A 16,678-nucleotide genomic window follows, 5' to 3' on the forward strand; every position below is an offset into this window, starting at 1 on the left:
GAGTCATCATGTTTGCCGACATATCGGGCAGTGCCGGGCTGTTCGAGCATCTCGGCCAGGCCGAGGCGGCCTATGCCATCGAACGTTGCGTCAACCGGATGTCCCGCTCGATCGAAGGCTATGGCGGACTGATTGGTGAAATGGTCGGTGACGAATTACTCGCCAGTTTCGAAACCGCGGCAGAAGCCTGCCTTGCCGCCATCGACATGCAGCAGCGCATCGCCGATCTGCCCGCGGTGTCGGGGCACAAACTGAGTATTCGTATCGGCATTCATGCGGGCCAGGTCAGTTTCAACGGACAAAAACCGGTGGGCGAAACAGTCACCACGACCGCTCGGATTGCCGGCATCGCCGGTGGCGACCAGATTCTCGCCAGTTCGGTCATTCAGGCTGAAATCATCGATCATCCGGCCATCATCCTGCAGGCCCAACCCGGCCGTGGGACGATCCGCGAGTCGACCGCCTCGGTCAGCCTGTTTCTGGTTCGGAATCCGGCCCCCAAGGAAGATGCCGCTGCCGCACCAGCGGCTGCTCAAGCGGCAAAACTGACAATTCGCTATCGTGGTAAATCGTTCCTGATGGACGAAAAAAGTCAGACGCTCACCTTTGGCCGCGATCTGGGATGCAAGATTCTGGTTGAAGATCGCAAAGCCTCTCGTCAGCATGCCCGGATCGAACTTCGGCCAGAGGGATTCTTTCTGGTCGACACAAGCACCAATGGCAGTTTTGTCAGCTTCGGAAAACATCGGGAAGTCATGGTCAGGCACCATGAAATGCGCCTCGAAGGTGAGGGCTGGATCGCCTTTGGCAACTCCGGCAACGACCCTTCGGCAGACAAGGCCGAATTCAGCCTGCAGTAAATAAAAAGGCCATCCGAAGATGGCCTTTCAGACTGCTGACGAACCCCCGATTTTTCGGGGGTTTTGTTTTTCTGGTTGGAAATCAGGGAGACTCCTGGCTTCAAGCCGAAGCGAGGCGGATTCTGAAATTCAGGTTAGGAACCCCGATCTGCCAAAGATGGCGGGCGAATGGGGCGGCAAAACGGGTTCGTGCGAGGATTTTGGCCAATAAGGCTGCCGCCTTGCGGGCCAGCAACAGGGCCATCTTCTTCATGTTCTGACAGGCCGCCGAGAGCAGGCACTGCGCTTGCACCTTGGCCAAGCCACGGAAACGGGCGTAACGGTGGCCGTGCAACTCCTTGGCATCGGCAAAACTGCGCTCCACCGTTTCCTTGCGCCGGGCGTACAGCCGTTTGCCCAGGTCGCTCAGGCGATTGGCGTTGATCGCTTCCTTGAAACCTTCCCAGAGATGCCGGGTCACGAGCTTCTGATGGTTCCGGCTCTGCGTGCATTGCCCGCGCACGCCGCAATCGGCACACCGCGCCGGGTTCGAGGCGTATTCGCGATAACCCAGCCGGTTGGTCGTCCGGTACGGTAGAACCTCCCCGGCCGGGCAGCGGTAGCAGTCCTGGACCGCATCGTAGAGATAGTCCCGTTTGTAGAAATAGCCATCGCGGTGTGTGGGTCGCTTGTAGCCCATCACCCCGAACAGTGCCCGCTCGAGAATGCCCTTGCAGACTTGCGGGGTGAAATACCCGGCATCCAGCCCGACGGCGCCCACGGCCAGATCAAAGCGCTCCATGACCCGATCCAGGCGGGCAAGGTAGGGCTGGCTGTCATGGACATTGCCCGGCGTGACATGGGTATCGACGATCAAAGCATGCACGCCATCGACAGTCCGGTGATCCAGATAGAAGAAGCCGGTCGGCTTGTTGTCGCGGGCCATGAAACCTGCGTCGGGATCGACCGTGCTGACCTTGACCTCCTTCATCGGCGGTGTCGAATCATCGTCATCACGCTTGAGCGACTTCTTGCCCGCGGCGGCTCGGTCCGTTTCGATGGCTGCATCCAGTTCGGCCAGGTAGGCCGCAGGGGTTTGCTCGACCTGATGCACTTCAAAGTGCCGCTTGTTCGCGTTCGCCTTCAGGTGGGTACTGTCGGTGTACAGCACCCGCCCGCCAATCAGCTTGTGCTCAATGGCTTGCTCGACAATCCCGTCAAAGATGCGTTGCTCAATGTCCGTCCCGACAAAGCGGCGACGGCGATTCTGCGACAGCGTCGAGGCATCCGGCACTTTGTCCGTCAGTCGAAAGCCGAGAAACCAGCGGTAAGCCACATTGACCTCTATTTCCTTCACCAGCCGTCGCTCGGAGCGAATCCCGAACAAGTAGCCAATGAACAACATCTTGAACAACACCACCGGATCAATCGCTGGTCGGCCATTGTTCTCGCAATACAGGTGCTGGGTCGCTTCACGAATGAAATCAAACCGGATGTGCTGGTCGAGCAGCCGGAGCAAGTGGTCTTTCGGGACCAATTGCTCCAACGTCACCATCTCCAGTTCCGTTTGGGCGGGGTAGACAGGCTTGAGCATGCCTGCATTATAAAAAATAAAGCCCCCAATCGCTTGGAGGCTTTGTCAGCAGTCTGAAAGGCCATCCGAAGATGGCCTTTTTCAATGGTCGACCGCGTTACTTCGCGCCACCGGCCTGAGCATCAGCAACACATTTTTTCACGAAGCTGTTCTTTGCAGCTCCAGCCAGTTTCTTTTCCTTGGCCGTCGCATTGCAGGTTGCAGCAGCCGGACCTTGTGCGTCGGCTTCGCATTTTTTCATGAAGCTGTTCTTGGCGGCACCTGCCAGTTTCTTTTCGGCAGCACGCGAAGCGCAATCATCGGCGGCATAAACGGATGAAGCGGCAAAAGCAACGAGCAGCAGGCTAATCAGTTTTTTCATCGTTCAGTCCCTCGGGGTTGGTTGATAGTAGCCGGGCAACTATCGATCATTCATGCATCATCGTCAAGCATCATGCGCTGCTGACGATCCATGAAGTCCTGCATGCTGTCGATCCCCCGCAGCTGCAGAATCGTGTTGCGCACGGCCGCCTCCAGCAAGACCGCCAGATTACGGCCTGCAGCAACCGGAATCACAACCTTCCTGACCGGCACTCCCAGCACTTCCTGGGTTTGGGCATCGAGCGGCAAACGGGGGGCATCACCGGCAGAGACCGTCTTTTGCAGATGCACGATCAGTTTGAGTTTCATTTTCCGGCGGGAAGCCGTTTCGCCGAAAATGGTCCGGATATTCAGCAAGCCCAGACCGCGCACCTCCAGGAAGTCGCGCAACATGCCGGGGCAGCGCCCTTCGATCGTGGCCGGTGCAATACGGGCCATTTCGACCACATCGTCAGCGACCAGACCGTGGCCACGCGAAATGAGCTCAAGTGCCAGTTCGGATTTGCCAACCCCGGAATCACCGGTAATCAGCACGCCCATGCCCAGCACATCCATGAATACGCCATGCAGATTGACCGTATCAGCCAGTCGGGCAGACAGGTAAATGCGCAGCAGGTCAATCACTGCCGAGCACGGCTTGGGGGACAGGAGCAACGGCGTATTCGTCTGCTTGCAGGCGTCGATCAGGATATCCGGAGGTGTCAGACCATCGGCAACGATGACTGCTGGCGGCAAGGCCGCAAGCAGGTCGAGAAACATCTGCGCGAAGCGACGCTCTCCGATGCGGAAAGCCCAGTCATATTCGGCCTGCCCCATGACCTGCAGTCGTTCTGGGTGAATGATGTTGATGTGCCCAACCACATCGGCACCATAGTTGTTCGACAACTTGATCTCGATGTTGCGTTCGGCCTGCTGCGCCATCATCCAGCTGAGCAGCAGCTTTTCCCGATTATCTTCGTAGAGCTGGGTCAGGCTGATGTGACGCACGTAACTGGCTCAGGCCTGAAACAGGGTAACCACAGCGGCAGGATCGCTTGCCGCAAGCAAGGCTTCCCGGAATGGTTTTTCGGCAAAGCGCTGGGCCAGTTCGGAAAGAATCTGGAGATGTTGCTCGGTCGCCTGCTCTGGAACCAGCAGCACGAACAGGAGATTGACCGGACGCCCATCCGGCGAGTCGAACGGTACGGGAGTTGCCAGACGCAAGAAAGCACCGGCAGCCTGCTTGAGGCCCTTGATCCGACCGTGCGGAATGGCAATACCTTGCCCAAGACCGGTCGAACCCAGTTTTTCACGGGCAAAGAGGCTTTCGAAGACAACCGCACGGGCAAGCCCGAGATGACTCTCGAAAAGCATGCCGGCCTGTTCGAAGACCCGCTTTTTGCTGCCGGCCTCAAGATCAAGAATGACCTGGGTGGCTGACAGAATATTGGCTAAGGGGTTCATAGGAAAATTCAGTGATGCATGGGCCGCAGCGCGGTGGCTGCGGCCGAACGGCAATTATTCAGCCGCGAGAATGACAGGCTTTTCACCGCGATGGTGATCCTGAACTTTTTGCTTGTATTTCTGGACCTGGCGATCAAGCTTGTCGAACATCGAGTCAATCGCTGCGTAGAGGTCGTCACCGGACTCTTCGACATGCATGTCCTTGCCCGGAACGTGGACGGTCACTTCTGCTTTCTGCTTGAGCTTCTCGACAGACAAAATCACGTTAACGCCGGTGACTTTATCGAAATGGCGAACAACAGGGTCAAGTTTGTTTTCAACGTACTCGCGCAAAGCAGGGGTAACGTCGATATGGTGACCAGTGATCTGCAGATTCATGCTTTTCTCCTCTCTCTACAGGGTCTTGCGTAAATTGACCGGCGGGATGTTAAGCGATTCACGGTATTTGGCTACTGTGCGTCGGGCTACAACGATTCCCTGCTGGCCTAGTATTTCGGATAATTGGCTATCCGACAAGGGCTTCTTGCCATCTTCTGCGCCGATCAGTTGTTTGATCAGTGCCCGGATGGCCGTTGCAGAACACGCACCACCGGTATCGGTGGCAACGTGACTGCCAAAAAAGTATTTCAATTCAAAGATACCGCGCGGCGTGGCCATGTATTTCTGGCTGGTAACGCGTGACACGGTCGACTCGTGCAAACCGAGAATATCGGCAATCTCGCGCAGCACGAGCGGACGCATCGCCACTTCGCCATGCTCGAAAAACTGGCGCTGACGATCGACGATCGCCTGGGTAACACGGTGAATCGTTTCAAACCGTTGCTGAACATTCTTGATCAGCCAGCGTGCTTCCTGCAGCTGGCCGGTCATGTTGCCGTTTCCTCGACGCTGGCGTGACAGGATTTCAGCGTACAACCGATTGATCCGCAAACGCGGATAGGCATCCGGATTGATATAAGCCGTCCACTTTCCCTTGAGCTTGCGAACCATCACGTCCGGGGTGATATAGCGCGCTTCAATGGCTGCAAAACGTGCGCCTGGGCGAGGATCAAGGCTGACGATCAAGCTGTGTGCCGCTTTCAGGGCGGGATCTTCGCAATCCGTCAGACGACGGATTTTGGCAAAGTCGCGGGCAGCGAGTAATTCAAGGTGTTGCTCGACAATGGTCAGCGCCAGGTTGCGCACCGGGTTTTCCGGCAAAACCTTCAGTTGCAGGGCGAGGCATTCTTTCGGCCCACGCGCACCGATACCTGTCGGATCGAAACTCTGGATATGGCGAAGCGCAATTTCCAGCTCCTCCAGCTCGATTTCATACTCGGGCGGCAGGGTTTCCCACAGCTCGTCGAGAGACGCCGAGAGATAGCCATCATCATCAAGCGCTTCGATCAGGAAACGCACCAGGCTGCGATCCCGGTCCGACAGCTGGGTCATGCCCAATTGCCAGCCAAGGTGATCGCGCAAACTGGTTGTTGCGGCATGGATGTCGTGGCTGTCGCTGTCATCGTCCTCATCGCGACCAGCCCCGGTATAGGTACCGGCATCGGATGACCAGCGATCGTCATCGACGTCGGATGGCGCACTCGGGATATCCTGCTCGCGCTCTTCACGCGCATCCCGTTCATCGCGCTCAGCCCGCTGTTCGCGCTCCCCTTCGTCGCTCTTTGGCGCATCGAATTGCTGGGCCGAAGAATAAGACTCCGTTCCGGCATCATCATCCCGTTCGAGCATCGGATTTTCAAGCAGATAGCGCTCGATTTCCTGCTGCATCTCGATCGTCGATAGTTGCAGCAATTTGATTGATTGCTGCAACTGTGGCGTCAGGGCCAGATGCTGGGAAAGCTTGAGTTGAAGAGCCGGTTTCATCGAATGGGGTAGGGACGCTGCTTATCGGTCAGAGCTTGAAATGCTCGCCAAGGTAAACCTTGCGCACACTTTCATTATCAACGATTTCATCCGGACGGCCAGCAGCCAGAACGCGCCCCGCACTGATGATGTAGGCGTGATCGCAAATGCCCAGGGTTTCACGCACGTTGTGATCGGTGATCAGCACCCCGATGCCCCGCTCCTTGAGGAAACGGATGATTTTCTGGATTTCAAGCACCGCAATCGGGTCGACCCCGGCAAACGGCTCATCCAGCAGAATGAAGCGCGGGCTGGTTGCCAGGGCCCGGGCAATTTCGACACGCCGGCGCTCGCCGCCGGAAAGAGCCGCTGCATTGACGTGACGGACATGGCCGATATGCAGTTCACCGAGCAAGCCCTCCAGCCGGTCATTCAACTCTTTCTCGGGCAGATCGAGCAGTTCCAGCACGGCGCGAATGTTTTCCTCGACATTCAGCTTGCGAAAGACCGAAGCCTCCTGCGGCAGATAGGACAAGCCCTGGCGGGCCCGGCTGTGCATCGGCAGGTGAGTCAGCTTCGCATCGTCGATGTAAACCTCGCCGCCATCAGCCGGCACCAGACCGACAATCATGTAGAAACAGGTTGTCTTGCCGGCACCATTCGGCCCGAGCAAACCAACGACCTCTCCACTTTTGACCTCAAAAGACACATCCTCAACCACCGTGCGCGATTTGTAGCGCTTCTTCAGGTTGTGGGCAGCCAGCGTGGAAATCTTCTTGTCCGTCATTCTTCGGCTCCGCGCATCACTCGGCGTATGGCGTCGCCGGAAAAACCTCGATATTGCAAAAATCGCATCTGTTTGCCGCGCTCTTCAGCCGATTGCGGCAACTGCTTGAACTTTCTCGCCCAAACCTGACGACAACGCTCGGTCTCGTCCCCTGCTTCCGGCAAGGCGGCTGCAATTTCATCGTCGCTCACGCCGGTCTGGCGCAATTCCTGGCGCAACCGGGCGTTGCCGTAACGTCCGGCCCGGGCAACGACGCGCTGAGTGGCAAAACGGGAATCCGAGAGCAGGCGCTCCGTCTGCAGTCTTTCGAGGACAGCATCGAGCTGTTCCTCGGATTCTGCCTGCGCGGCGAGTTTGGTCTTCAACTCCGCCCGGCTGTGATCACGCCGGGTCAGAAGTCGAAGAGCCGCAACACGCAGCGCAACAACCGGATCAGGCATCAGCCTTGGCAGCCTTGACCGGCTTGATGACGTTGGTACTGGCTGCCTCACGAATGCCGGCTTCGATTTCCTGGGCAATTTCGGGGTTGGCACGCAGGAACTCGCGAGCGTTGTCCTTGCCCTGGCCGATTTTTTCGCCTTTATAGGCGTACCAAGCACCGGATTTGTCGACCAGCTTGTGGGCGACGCCCATTTCGACAATTTCGCCCTGACGGGAAATGCCTTCGCCGTACAGGATGTCGAAAATGGCTTCGCGGAAAGGCGGGGAAACCTTGTTCTTGACGACCTTGACCTTGGTTTCGCTGCCGATCACTTCATCGCCCTTCTTGATGCCGCCGATACGGCGGATGTCGAGGCGGACGGAAGCGTAGAACTTGAGGGCATTGCCGCCGGTGGTGGTTTCCGGCGAACCGAACATGACGCCGATCTTCATCCGGATCTGGTTGATGAAGATGACCAGCGTGTTGGTCTTCTTGATATTGGCGGTCAGCTTGCGCAGCGCCTGGGACATCAGGCGGGCGTGCAGGCCGACCATCTGGTCGCCCATCTCGCCTTCGATTTCGGCGCGCGGGGTGAGGGCGGCGACGGAGTCGACGATGATGATGTCGACCGAGCCGGAACGCACCAGCATGTCGGCGATTTCCAGCGCCTGTTCGCCGGTATCCGGCTGCGAGATCAGCAGGTCGCCGACATTGACGCCAAGCTTCTGGGCATATTGCGGATCGAGCGCATGTTCGGCATCGATGAAGGCCGCAGTACCGCCGAGCTTTTGCATTTCGGCAACGACCTGCAGACACAGCGTCGTCTTGCCTGAGGATTCCGGACCGTAGATTTCAACTACACGGCCACGCGGCAGACCGCCAACGCCCAATGCGATGTCCAGACCGAGCGAACCGGTCGAGACAACCTGAATGCCTTCGTCAATTTCAGCATCGCCCATCTTCATGATGGAACCTTTGCCGAACTGCTTTTCGATCTGTTGCAGCGCTGCGGCGAGCGCCTTTGCCTTGTTGTCGTCCATGGGCATACCTCTAGAATTTGACGGAATTATGGCACAGGGGCCAAAGATGGAATAGAAATTGCAGTTACCGGGTTCATGATCACTACCGATAGACACCGCCGACGGTGAATGCGTATGCTCCACACCTTTCGTCGAAGCTTTGCGTATAGCGAGCAGCGCACGACACACAATATACTGTGTATATTTACAGTTATACCGTTGGCGCCCTGCGAATGCAAGTCCGCATTGCTGCCTTGCCATTTCGCCGCCTGCAGATTTTCCGCCAATGACGTATTCACCGCCCCCGCTCGCCCCCCTCGATTATCTTTACACCGACCCGTCGATGATCATCGTCAACAAGCCGCATGGCCTGCTGTCGGTGCCGGGGCGCGGCGAAGCGAAGCAGGATTGCCTGCTGACCCGGGTTCAGCGCGATTTTCCCGATGCGCTGACCGTCCATCGGCTCGACATGCAAACCTCGGGGCTGCTGGTTTTTGCACGCGGGCCGGAAATGCACCGCCGGCTGTCGCGCCAGTTCCAGGACCGCAAGGTGGACAAGCTGTACGTCGCCGTAGTGATCGGCCAGCCGGAAAACAAGAGTGGCGAAATCAACCTGCCGCTGATCGTCGATTGGCCGAACCGGCCGAAGCAGATGGTCGACTTCGAGCTTGGCCGCCCCTCACTGACGCGCTATCGCGTTGTGTCGACCGCCGCAGATGGCCGCAGCAGCCGCGTCGAACTGGAGCCGGTGACCGGCCGTTCGCACCAGTTGCGGGTTCATTTATTGTCGATCGGCCACCCCATTCTCGGTGACGATCTTTACGGCGGGGAAGCTGAATTCATGGCCGACCGCCTGCAATTGCACGCCCGCGATCTGGCGGTCTTTCACCCACTGACCGAAGAGCGCCTGGAATTTCACTGCCCGGTTCCATTCTGAACGCTTCGGGCAAGCGCAACGACAACCCGCATTGACCGTATAATTCCCGCGTTTTCAACCTCTTGCCACGGTCGACCGCGCAAAAATGCTGATTTGGTTCGTCGTCCTTTACCTGCTCGTTTCCATCGGCATCGGCCTGTTTGCGGCAACCCGCGTTCATAGCGCCAAAGACTTTGCCGTCGCCGGACGCCACCTGCCGCTGCCGGTCGTGACCGCAACCGTATTTGCCACCTGGTTTGGTGCCGAAGCTGTCTTCGGCGTTTCCGCCACCTTCGTCAAGGAGGGCTTGCGCGGCGTCGTTGCCGACCCATTCGGCTCGGCCATGTGCCTGATCATCGCCGGCTTCTTTTTCGCCAATAAACTCTACAAGCTGAATATCCTGACGCTCGGCGATTATTTCCGGATGCGTTACAACCGCAGCGTCGAAGTCCTCACCACGCTCTGCATCGTGGCCAGCTATCTCGGCTGGGTGTCGGCCCAGATCAAGGCGCTCGGCCTGGTGTTCAATGTCGTGACCAGCGGCTACATCAGCCAGAGCGCCGGCATGATCCTCGGCGCCGCCATCGTGCTGACCTACACCACCTTCGGCGGCATGCTCTCGGTCGCCATTCTCGATTTCGTCCAGATGGGCGTCATCATGGGCGGCATGCTGTACATCGGCTATATCGTCTCCGGCCTGACCGGCGGCGTCGAATTGGTCATCAATCACGCGTCGACCGCAGGCAAGCTCGATTTCTTTCCGCCGCCCGACCCCTGGCAATGGCTGACCTTTCTCGGCGCCTGGATGACGATGATGCTCGGCTCGATTCCGCAACAGGATGTCTTCCAGCGCATCACCTCCGCCAAGAGCCAGAAAATTGCGCTCTGGGGTTCGGTGCTCGGTGCCTCGATCTACTTCTGCTTCACCTTTGTGCCAATGTTCATCGCCTATTCGGCAACGCTGATCGACCCTGAACTTTTCAACGGCCTGCTGCAGACCGATTCGCAGCTCGTCCTGCCAACCCTTGTCCTGCAACACACCCCGGTCTTTGCCCAAGCCATTTTCTTCGGCGCCGTGCTATCGGCCATCATGAGTTGCTCGTCGGCCACCTTGCTGGCACCTTCGGTCGCTTTTTCGGAAAACATCATCCGCGGCTTTTTTCCACACATGGATGACCGTCGCTTCCTGATGGTCATGCGAGCTTCGATCGTCGTCTTTGCCTGCATCGTCCTGAGCTTTGCGCTCAACTCCAACGCCAGCATTTTCAAGATGGTTGAAAATGCCTACAAAGTCACGCTGGCCGGTGCTTTCGTTCCCTTGTTCTTCGGTGCTTTCTGGCGGCGCGCCAGCACGCAGGGTGCGCTCTGTGCCATTTTCGGCGGCCTCGTTTCATGGCTGCTGATCGAACTGCTGGTCGGCGAAGCCAGTCTTGTCCCGCCGCAACTGATCGGCCTGGCCGTCAGCATGACGGGCATGGTCGCCGGATCCTTGCTGCCGCAATGGGTCGGCCATGCCATGCCGCTCGAAGACATGCACAGCGCCTTGCACCATCGCGCCGCAGCGGAAACCCACCACACGGCAGAACATCCGCACCGCCATTAAAACGGGTTCAAATGGCCCGATAAGTCACGATCACCTGACATTGAGTCGGAAGCGGGGCGCGCTGCAACCAAAACAGAATGATTGTTACCAAAGATAAGGGCTGACGGCACCGTCGATAGTCCATAAAATTGGGACATGTCCCAGTTTTCCCGCGGCCCCATCCTGCTTTCCCGCTACCTTGCACTCGCCTGGCTCGGGTTGGTCATCTACGGCAGCCTGCACCCGTTTACCGGCTGGCGCGACACCGGCATTTCACCTTTTGCCTTTCTCGAAGGCGGCCTGCCGCGCTATTGGACCTTCTTTGACCTGGCCGCCAATGTCGCGGTCTACCTGCCACTCGGCTTCTTTTTGACCCTGGCGCTTTATGGTCTGCCGGGACGGCTGACCGCACTTGTACTCGCCGTGCTGCTAGCCGGCGGCGTCAGTTTTGGCATGGAAGCCATACAAAGCTGGCTTCCGTCGCGCGTCCCGTCCAATCTTGATCTGGCCTGCAACAGTCTGGGCGGATTATTCGGTGCGATGTGGGCCCAAAGCGTCGGGCCACGCGTTTTTGCGCGGATTTCAGCCTGGCAGGATGAGGTCATCGCCCCGATTCCACACGCCGAACTCGGCCTGACCCTGCTTGGCCTCTGGCTGCTCGTCCCGCTGTCGCCGGAAACCCTGCTGTTCGGTGCAGGTGATTTGCGTCAGACGCTCGGTTTGAGCGGCGCGGTGCCTTTTGCTGCCGAAAGCTTCATGTTGATCGATGCCAGCATCACCGCCTTCAATGCCCTGGCGGTCGGGCTGATTGTCCGGATGTTGTGCGCCCGCCTGATCGTCGCCTATCTGATCGTGCCGCTTTTTCTGCTGCTCGGACTGGCCATCCGGACACTGGCCGCAGCCATCCTGATCAGCCCGGGCGAAGCACTGGCCTGGCTGACCCCTGGAGCCCAGACCGGTCTGGGACTCGCTGCCATCACCCTCGCACTGACCCTGCTGCTACCCGCCACGCCGCGCCTGATGATCGCGGCCATGGCCTTGATGGCCGGTACCGTGCTGGTCAATCTGGCGCCACCCAACCCGTACTCGACCGCCGCTCTGGCCACTTGGCGGCAGGGTCACTTTCTCAATTTCAACGGCCTCACCCGACTCGTGGGTACGCTATGGCCTTTCCTGACCCTGCCATTTCTGCTCCTGACAACACGTCGACCGTAAGCTGGCATGCGGAAACGGCCGAAAATGCCGCCCGGCGCCTGTCGACCGACCTGCAGCGCGGTCTCGACGCGATCGAGGCCGATGCGCGGCTCACCCGGTACGGCCCCAATCAATTAAGCCGGAGCAGTGCGACTCCGGGCTGGAAACGGTTTATCAGCCAGCTTTCCCAGCCGCTCGTCATCGTCCTCCTCGGGGCCGGCAGCATCACCGCCGGACTGGGTGAGTGGATCGACAGCAGCGTCATTTTCGGCGTCGTTCTGGTCAACGCTGTCATCGGCTACTGGCAGGAAGCGCAAGCCGAAGGCGCCCTGGCCGCCCTGGCCCGGACCGTCAGCACCCCGGTAACCGTCTTGCGCAGCGGCCAGCATCAGCAACTCGACGCCCGCCAACTCGTTCCCGGCGACATCGTGCAACTTGCCGCCGGCGACCGCACCCCGGCCGACCTGCGTATTTTTCATCAGCGCGAATTGCACACGGATGACTCGATGCTGACCGGCGAATCACTGCCGGTCAGCAAACACAGCGAAATCATCGGGCAGGAAACAATGCTGGCCGAACGCCACAACATGGCCTACGCCGGCACCACCGTGGTGGCGGGTCAGGGCAGTGGCATCGTGATTGCCACCGGCGATACCACGGAGACCGGGCGCATTGCCGGCCTGATCGCCGCGGCAGATGAACTCGCCACACCATTGACCCGCAAGATGACAGCCTTCTCGAACTGGCTGCTTTGGGCGATCGGCGGGCTCGCGCTGCTCACTTTCGGAATCGGGCTGGCGCGCGGCGAAAGCGCCTTCGAGATGTTCATGGCCGCGGTTGCCCTGGCCGTCGGCGCGATTCCGGAAGGACTGCCGGCGGCCGTCACCGTCACCCTGGCCATCGGCGTTGCCCGCATGGCACGCCGCCGGGCGATCATCCGGCACTTGCCGGCCGTCGAAACACTGGGCAGCACCACCATTATCTGCTCGGACAAAACCGGCACCCTGACCGAAAATGCCATGACCGTTCGCGCCCTTTGGGTGGCCGGCCAAAATTTTGCGGTCAGCGGCCACGGCTACGCACCGGAAGGCACGATCAGCCAACAGGAAAATCCCGCCGGGATCACCGGCGCCTTGCGGGAAATGCTCGTTGCCGGCGCCCTGTGCAACGATGCCCACCTGAATCGCAGCGGCCCGCACTGGAAAATCACCGGCGACCCAACTGAAGCGGCCTTGCTGGTCGTCGCCCGCAAAGGCGGCCTGGACGAACAGACGCTCAGGACCTTGCTGCCACGCCATGACGAGCTCCCGTTCGATGCCTGCCGCCAATACATGGCCACGGCGCACCGGACGGATCGCGGGCAACAGCTTTACCTGAAAGGCGCAGTGGAAAAGCTGCTGCCGCTTTGCCGCGGTCAACTGCAACAAGAGGGTCAAATCGCTCCATTCAAGCCGAGCGATGTCGAGCAGGCCGCACACGCGTTGGCCGGGCAGGGAATGCGCGTCCTGCTGCTGGCCAGCCGACAATGCCCGGGCAACGCACCGCTCGACGATGCCACCGTCGCCGACCTGACGCTGCTCGGCCTGGTCGGCATGATCGATCCGCCACGCAAGGCGGCGATCGGCGCCATCCGCCACTGCCACTCGGCCGGCATCCGGGTCAAGATGATCACCGGCGACCATGCCGTCACGGCACAAGCCATTGCGCGCCAAATCGGCCTGAACAGCGAACGGGTGATAACCGGCCGGGAACTGGCCCGACTCGATGAACCGGCATTGGCCGCCGCCGCTCACGAGGCCGATGTCTTTGCCCGCGTGGAACCCGAGCAAAAACTGCGTCTCGTCCGCGCCTTGCAGGGCCGTGGCGAAGTGGTGGCGATGACCGGCGACGGCGTCAACGACGCCCCTGCCCTGAAACAAGCCGATATCGGCATTGCCATGGGCCAGGGGGGCACCGAAGTGGCCAAGGCCGCCGCCGACATGGTGCTGACCGACGACAATTTCGCCAGTATCGAAGCCGCTGTCGAAGAAGGGCGGGGCGTCTGGGACAATCTGGTCAAATTCATCACCTGGACACTGCCGACCAATTTTGGCGAAGGCCTGGTCATCGTTGCCGCCATCATTTTCGGCGCAACATTGCCGATCACGCCGCTGCAGATTCTCTGGATCAACATGACCACCGCCGTGCTGCTCGGCCTGACGCTGGCCTTCGAGCCGATCGAGCGTGGCATCATGCAACGACCACCACGCCGACTCGACACACCGGTCCTCGACCGCGCCCTGATCCGGCGCATCACGCTGGTTTCACTGTTGCTGCTCGCCGGTTCATTCGGCCTTTTCCTGCGCCAACTCGATCAGGGCCACACCCTTGCCGAAGCTCGCACTGTCGCGGTCAACGTCTTCGTCATGGTCGAAATCTTCTACCTGTTCAACTGCCGCTCACTGACTGTCGGATTCTGGAAACAGGGGCTTTTTTCCAATCCCTGGATCTGGGGCGGCGTCGCCAGCATGCTTGCCCTGCAGTTGCTGCTGACTTACTGGCCGCCCCTCAACACACTGTTCCAGACCGCACCGATCGGCTGGACCGAATGGGCTGAAATCACGCTTTTCGCATGGTTCTGCGCGCTGCTGATCGGCCTCGAAAAACGCTGGACGACGTTTCACGTGAAACGGGACAGCCTATAATCCACCCTCCCACAGGAGATTCCCGATGAGCTATTTCAAGCACCACGTATTTTTCTGCACCAACCAGCGCGAAGCTGGCGAACCGTGTTGCAACAACCTTGGCGGCTCTACGGCCTTCGCCTACGCCAAGGACCGTATCGGCGCGCTCAAGCAGAACGGTGCCGGTGCCGTCCGCATCAACAAGGCTGGCTGCCTCGGTCGCTGCGACCAGGGCCCGGTTCTGGTCGTGTACCCGGAAGAAACCTGGTACAACTATGTCGACAACGAAGATGTTGAAGAAATCATCCAGGAACACCTGATCAAGGGCAACGTTGTGGAACGTCTCAAGCTATGAAGGCGCCCGAAGAAAAATTCCTCGTTGATGGCCCGGTCGGCAAGATCGACGTCATCATGGAACGCCCGGACGCACCACGCGGCATCGCGCTGATCGCCCACCCACACCCGATGGGCGGCGGCGCCAATACCAACAAGGTCGCCTACACGCTGGCCCGTACCTTCGTCAGCCTCGGCTACGCCGCCTTCCGGCCGAATTTCCGCGGCGTCGGCGCGACCGAAGGCGAACATGACGAAGGTCGCGGCGAAACCGACGACCTGCTCGCCGTGCTCGAAGAAGCCAAGCGTCGCTGCGGCGACCTGCCGGTGGCGCTCGCTGGTTTCTCGTTCGGCGCCTATTGCCAGACCCGGGTCGCCAAGCGCTTGCAAGATGCCGGCCACCCGGCCCAGCGTCTGGTTCTCGTCGGCACCGCCGCCGGTCATGTCGAAGGTAGCCGCCAGTACGACACCGAAGCCGTGCCGCACGACACCATCGTCATCCACGGCTCGGCCGACGAAACCGTGCCGCTGGCCAATGTCTTCGACTGGGCCCTGCCACTCGACCTGCCGGTCGTCGTCGTCCCCGGGGCCGACCACTTTTTCCATCGTCGCCTGCACCAGATCCGCGACATCATCACCCGCGCATGGCGGCACTAGTCGTCGACGCGCTGCGCAAGACGTATGCCGGCAACGAAGTGGTTGCCGGCCTGTCCTTCGCGGTTGAACCTGGCACCTGCTTCGGCCTGCTTGGCCCGAACGGTGCCGGCAAGACAACGACTTTGCGCCTTTGTCTCGGGTTGACCGCGCCAGACAGCGGCAACATCGCGCTGAACGGCCACGCCATTCCGGCCGACGCCCAAAAAGCGAGGGCACGCATCGGGGTCGTTCCGCAATTCGACAATCTCGATCCGGACTTTACCGCCAGCGAGAACCTGCTCGTTTTCGGCCGCTATTTCGGGCTGAAGGACGCCGAAGTCAAGGCGCGCATTCCACAGCTGCTCGAATTCGCCGGTCTGACCGGCAAGGCCGACGCACGCATCGCCACGCTCTCGGGTGGCATGAAACGCCGCCTGACGATGGCCCGCGCCCTGGTCAACAACCCCGACATCATCTTCCTCGACGAGCCAACCACCGGCCTCGACCCGCAAGCCCGTCACCTGATCTGGGACCGCCTGAAACAGCTCAAATCAGCCGGCAAGACGCTGATCCTGACGACGCATTTCATGGATGAAGCCGAGCGTCTGTGCGACCGCCTGATCGTCATCGACCACGGCCGGAAAATCACCGAAGGCAGCCCGCGCCAGCTGATTACCGAGCACATCGAACCACAAGTCATTGAAGTTTTCGACGAATCCGGCGGTCAACTGGCCAATTTTGTCGAAAACCACCGAGCCCTGGCCGAGCGCGTCGAAACCAGCGGCGAAACCGCCTTCTTCTACTGCCGCGAACCGCGCGACCTGCTGGCCCGGCTGGCCGAAGCCGATGGCCTGCGCTACGTGCATCGTGCCTCCAACCTCGAAGACGTATTCATCAAGCTGACCGGGCGGGAATTGCGCGATTAGGGCGCCGGAGATGATCTTCGGTCGAAGATTTTCTTCCTGCACACTTCCAGTACAATTCCACGCCTTGAATCACGGCATGCAGCGCCAGAAAACAGGCGCCGGATGCACACAGGCCCCTGCGCC

At 59.8% G+C, this 16,678-nt stretch carries 17 protein-coding genes; 8 read left to right on the top strand and 9 right to left on the bottom strand.

Features of this window, described 5'->3' with window-relative positions; genetic code table 11:
* Positions 1-8 precede the first annotated feature (8 nt).
* Positions 9-860, top strand: coding sequence for an adenylate/guanylate cyclase domain-containing protein (locus KI614_RS16075; protein WP_226406935.1), 852 nt, complete (start codon positions 9-11; stop codon positions 858-860).
* Positions 861-960: 100 nt separating this feature from the next.
* Here KI614_RS16075 and KI614_RS16080 read toward each other — a convergent pair whose 3' ends face one another.
* The 9 genes from KI614_RS16080 to recA form a co-directional block, all read right to left on the bottom strand.
* On the bottom strand, positions 961-2,433 hold the full coding sequence (locus KI614_RS16080; protein WP_226406936.1) for an IS1182 family transposase: 1,473 nt from the start codon (positions 2,431-2,433) through the stop codon (positions 961-963).
* Positions 2,434-2,530: 97 nt separating this feature from the next.
* Positions 2,531-2,794 carry a PsiF family protein gene (locus KI614_RS16085; RefSeq protein WP_203468025.1) on the bottom strand — a complete coding sequence of 88 codons (264 nt, stop codon included), beginning with the start codon at positions 2,792-2,794 and terminating at the stop codon, positions 2,531-2,533.
* Between the two features lie 50 nt (positions 2,795-2,844).
* Complete coding sequence (gene hprK / locus KI614_RS16090; protein ID WP_226406937.1) at positions 2,845-3,780, bottom strand: HPr(Ser) kinase/phosphatase; 936 nt, start codon at positions 3,778-3,780, stop codon at positions 2,845-2,847.
* Between the two features lie 9 nt (positions 3,781-3,789).
* Positions 3,790-4,236 carry a PTS IIA-like nitrogen regulatory protein PtsN gene (ptsN, locus tag KI614_RS16095; RefSeq protein WP_226406938.1) on the bottom strand — a complete coding sequence of 149 codons (447 nt, stop codon included), beginning with the start codon at positions 4,234-4,236 and terminating at the stop codon, positions 3,790-3,792.
* 54 nt (positions 4,237-4,290) lie between these two features.
* Positions 4,291-4,614 (bottom strand): ribosome hibernation-promoting factor, HPF/YfiA family, encoded by a 324-nt coding sequence (hpf, locus tag KI614_RS16100; protein ID WP_203468028.1) that lies wholly within the window; start codon positions 4,612-4,614, stop codon positions 4,291-4,293.
* A gap of 15 nt (positions 4,615-4,629) precedes the next feature.
* A complete protein-coding gene (locus tag KI614_RS16105; protein WP_226406939.1) occupies positions 4,630-6,099 on the bottom strand; it encodes an RNA polymerase factor sigma-54 in 1,470 nt (489 codons plus the stop codon).
* 28 nt (positions 6,100-6,127) lie between these two features.
* Positions 6,128-6,865, bottom strand: coding sequence for an LPS export ABC transporter ATP-binding protein (lptB, locus tag KI614_RS16110; protein WP_226406940.1), 738 nt, complete (start codon positions 6,863-6,865; stop codon positions 6,128-6,130).
* The gene (gene recX / locus KI614_RS16115; RefSeq protein ID WP_226406942.1) at positions 6,862-7,305 is read right to left on the bottom strand and encodes a recombination regulator RecX; all 444 of its coding nucleotides are present in this window, start codon (positions 7,303-7,305) and stop codon (positions 6,862-6,864) included. Before recX ends, lptB begins: the two co-directional genes overlap by 4 nt.
* Positions 7,298-8,326 (bottom strand): recombinase RecA, encoded by a 1,029-nt coding sequence (gene recA, locus KI614_RS16120; protein ID WP_226406944.1) that lies wholly within the window; start codon positions 8,324-8,326, stop codon positions 7,298-7,300. The genes recX and recA overlap by 8 nt, the downstream gene beginning before the upstream one ends.
* A gap of 265 nt (positions 8,327-8,591) precedes the next feature.
* Here recA and KI614_RS16125 point away from each other — a divergent pair, with 265 nt between their 5' ends.
* The 7 genes from KI614_RS16125 (at position 8,592) to KI614_RS16155 (ending at position 16,555) form a co-directional block, all read left to right on the top strand.
* On the top strand, positions 8,592-9,242 hold the full coding sequence (locus KI614_RS16125) for a pseudouridine synthase (protein ID WP_226406946.1): 651 nt from the start codon (positions 8,592-8,594) through the stop codon (positions 9,240-9,242).
* 85 nt (positions 9,243-9,327) lie between these two features.
* On the top strand, positions 9,328-10,824 hold the full coding sequence (locus KI614_RS16130) for a sodium:solute symporter family protein (RefSeq protein ID WP_226406948.1): 1,497 nt from the start codon (positions 9,328-9,330) through the stop codon (positions 10,822-10,824).
* A gap of 135 nt (positions 10,825-10,959) precedes the next feature.
* The gene (locus tag KI614_RS16135; RefSeq protein ID WP_226406950.1) at positions 10,960-12,018 is read left to right on the top strand and encodes a VanZ family protein; all 1,059 of its coding nucleotides are present in this window, start codon (positions 10,960-10,962) and stop codon (positions 12,016-12,018) included.
* Entirely contained in the window at positions 11,967-14,681 is a 2,715-nt protein-coding gene (locus tag KI614_RS16140) for a cation-translocating P-type ATPase (protein ID WP_226406952.1), read from the top strand. Before KI614_RS16135 ends, KI614_RS16140 begins: the two co-directional genes overlap by 52 nt.
* Positions 14,682-14,706: 25 nt before the next feature.
* Positions 14,707-15,015 carry a (2Fe-2S) ferredoxin domain-containing protein gene (locus KI614_RS16145; protein WP_203468037.1) on the top strand — a complete coding sequence of 103 codons (309 nt, stop codon included), beginning with the start codon at positions 14,707-14,709 and terminating at the stop codon, positions 15,013-15,015.
* Positions 15,012-15,650 carry an alpha/beta hydrolase gene (locus tag KI614_RS16150; RefSeq protein WP_203468038.1) on the top strand — a complete coding sequence of 213 codons (639 nt, stop codon included), beginning with the start codon at positions 15,012-15,014 and terminating at the stop codon, positions 15,648-15,650. The genes KI614_RS16145 and KI614_RS16150 overlap by 4 nt, the downstream gene beginning before the upstream one ends.
* Positions 15,638-16,555 (top strand): ATP-binding cassette domain-containing protein, encoded by a 918-nt coding sequence (locus tag KI614_RS16155; protein WP_226406954.1) that lies wholly within the window; start codon positions 15,638-15,640, stop codon positions 16,553-16,555. The genes KI614_RS16150 and KI614_RS16155 overlap by 13 nt, the downstream gene beginning before the upstream one ends.
* Positions 16,556-16,678: the final 123 nt, after the last annotated feature.

This window comes from Dechloromonas denitrificans, from assembly GCF_020510665.1.
Classification (GTDB): Bacteria; Pseudomonadota; Gammaproteobacteria; order Burkholderiales; family Rhodocyclaceae; genus Azonexus; species Azonexus denitrificans_B.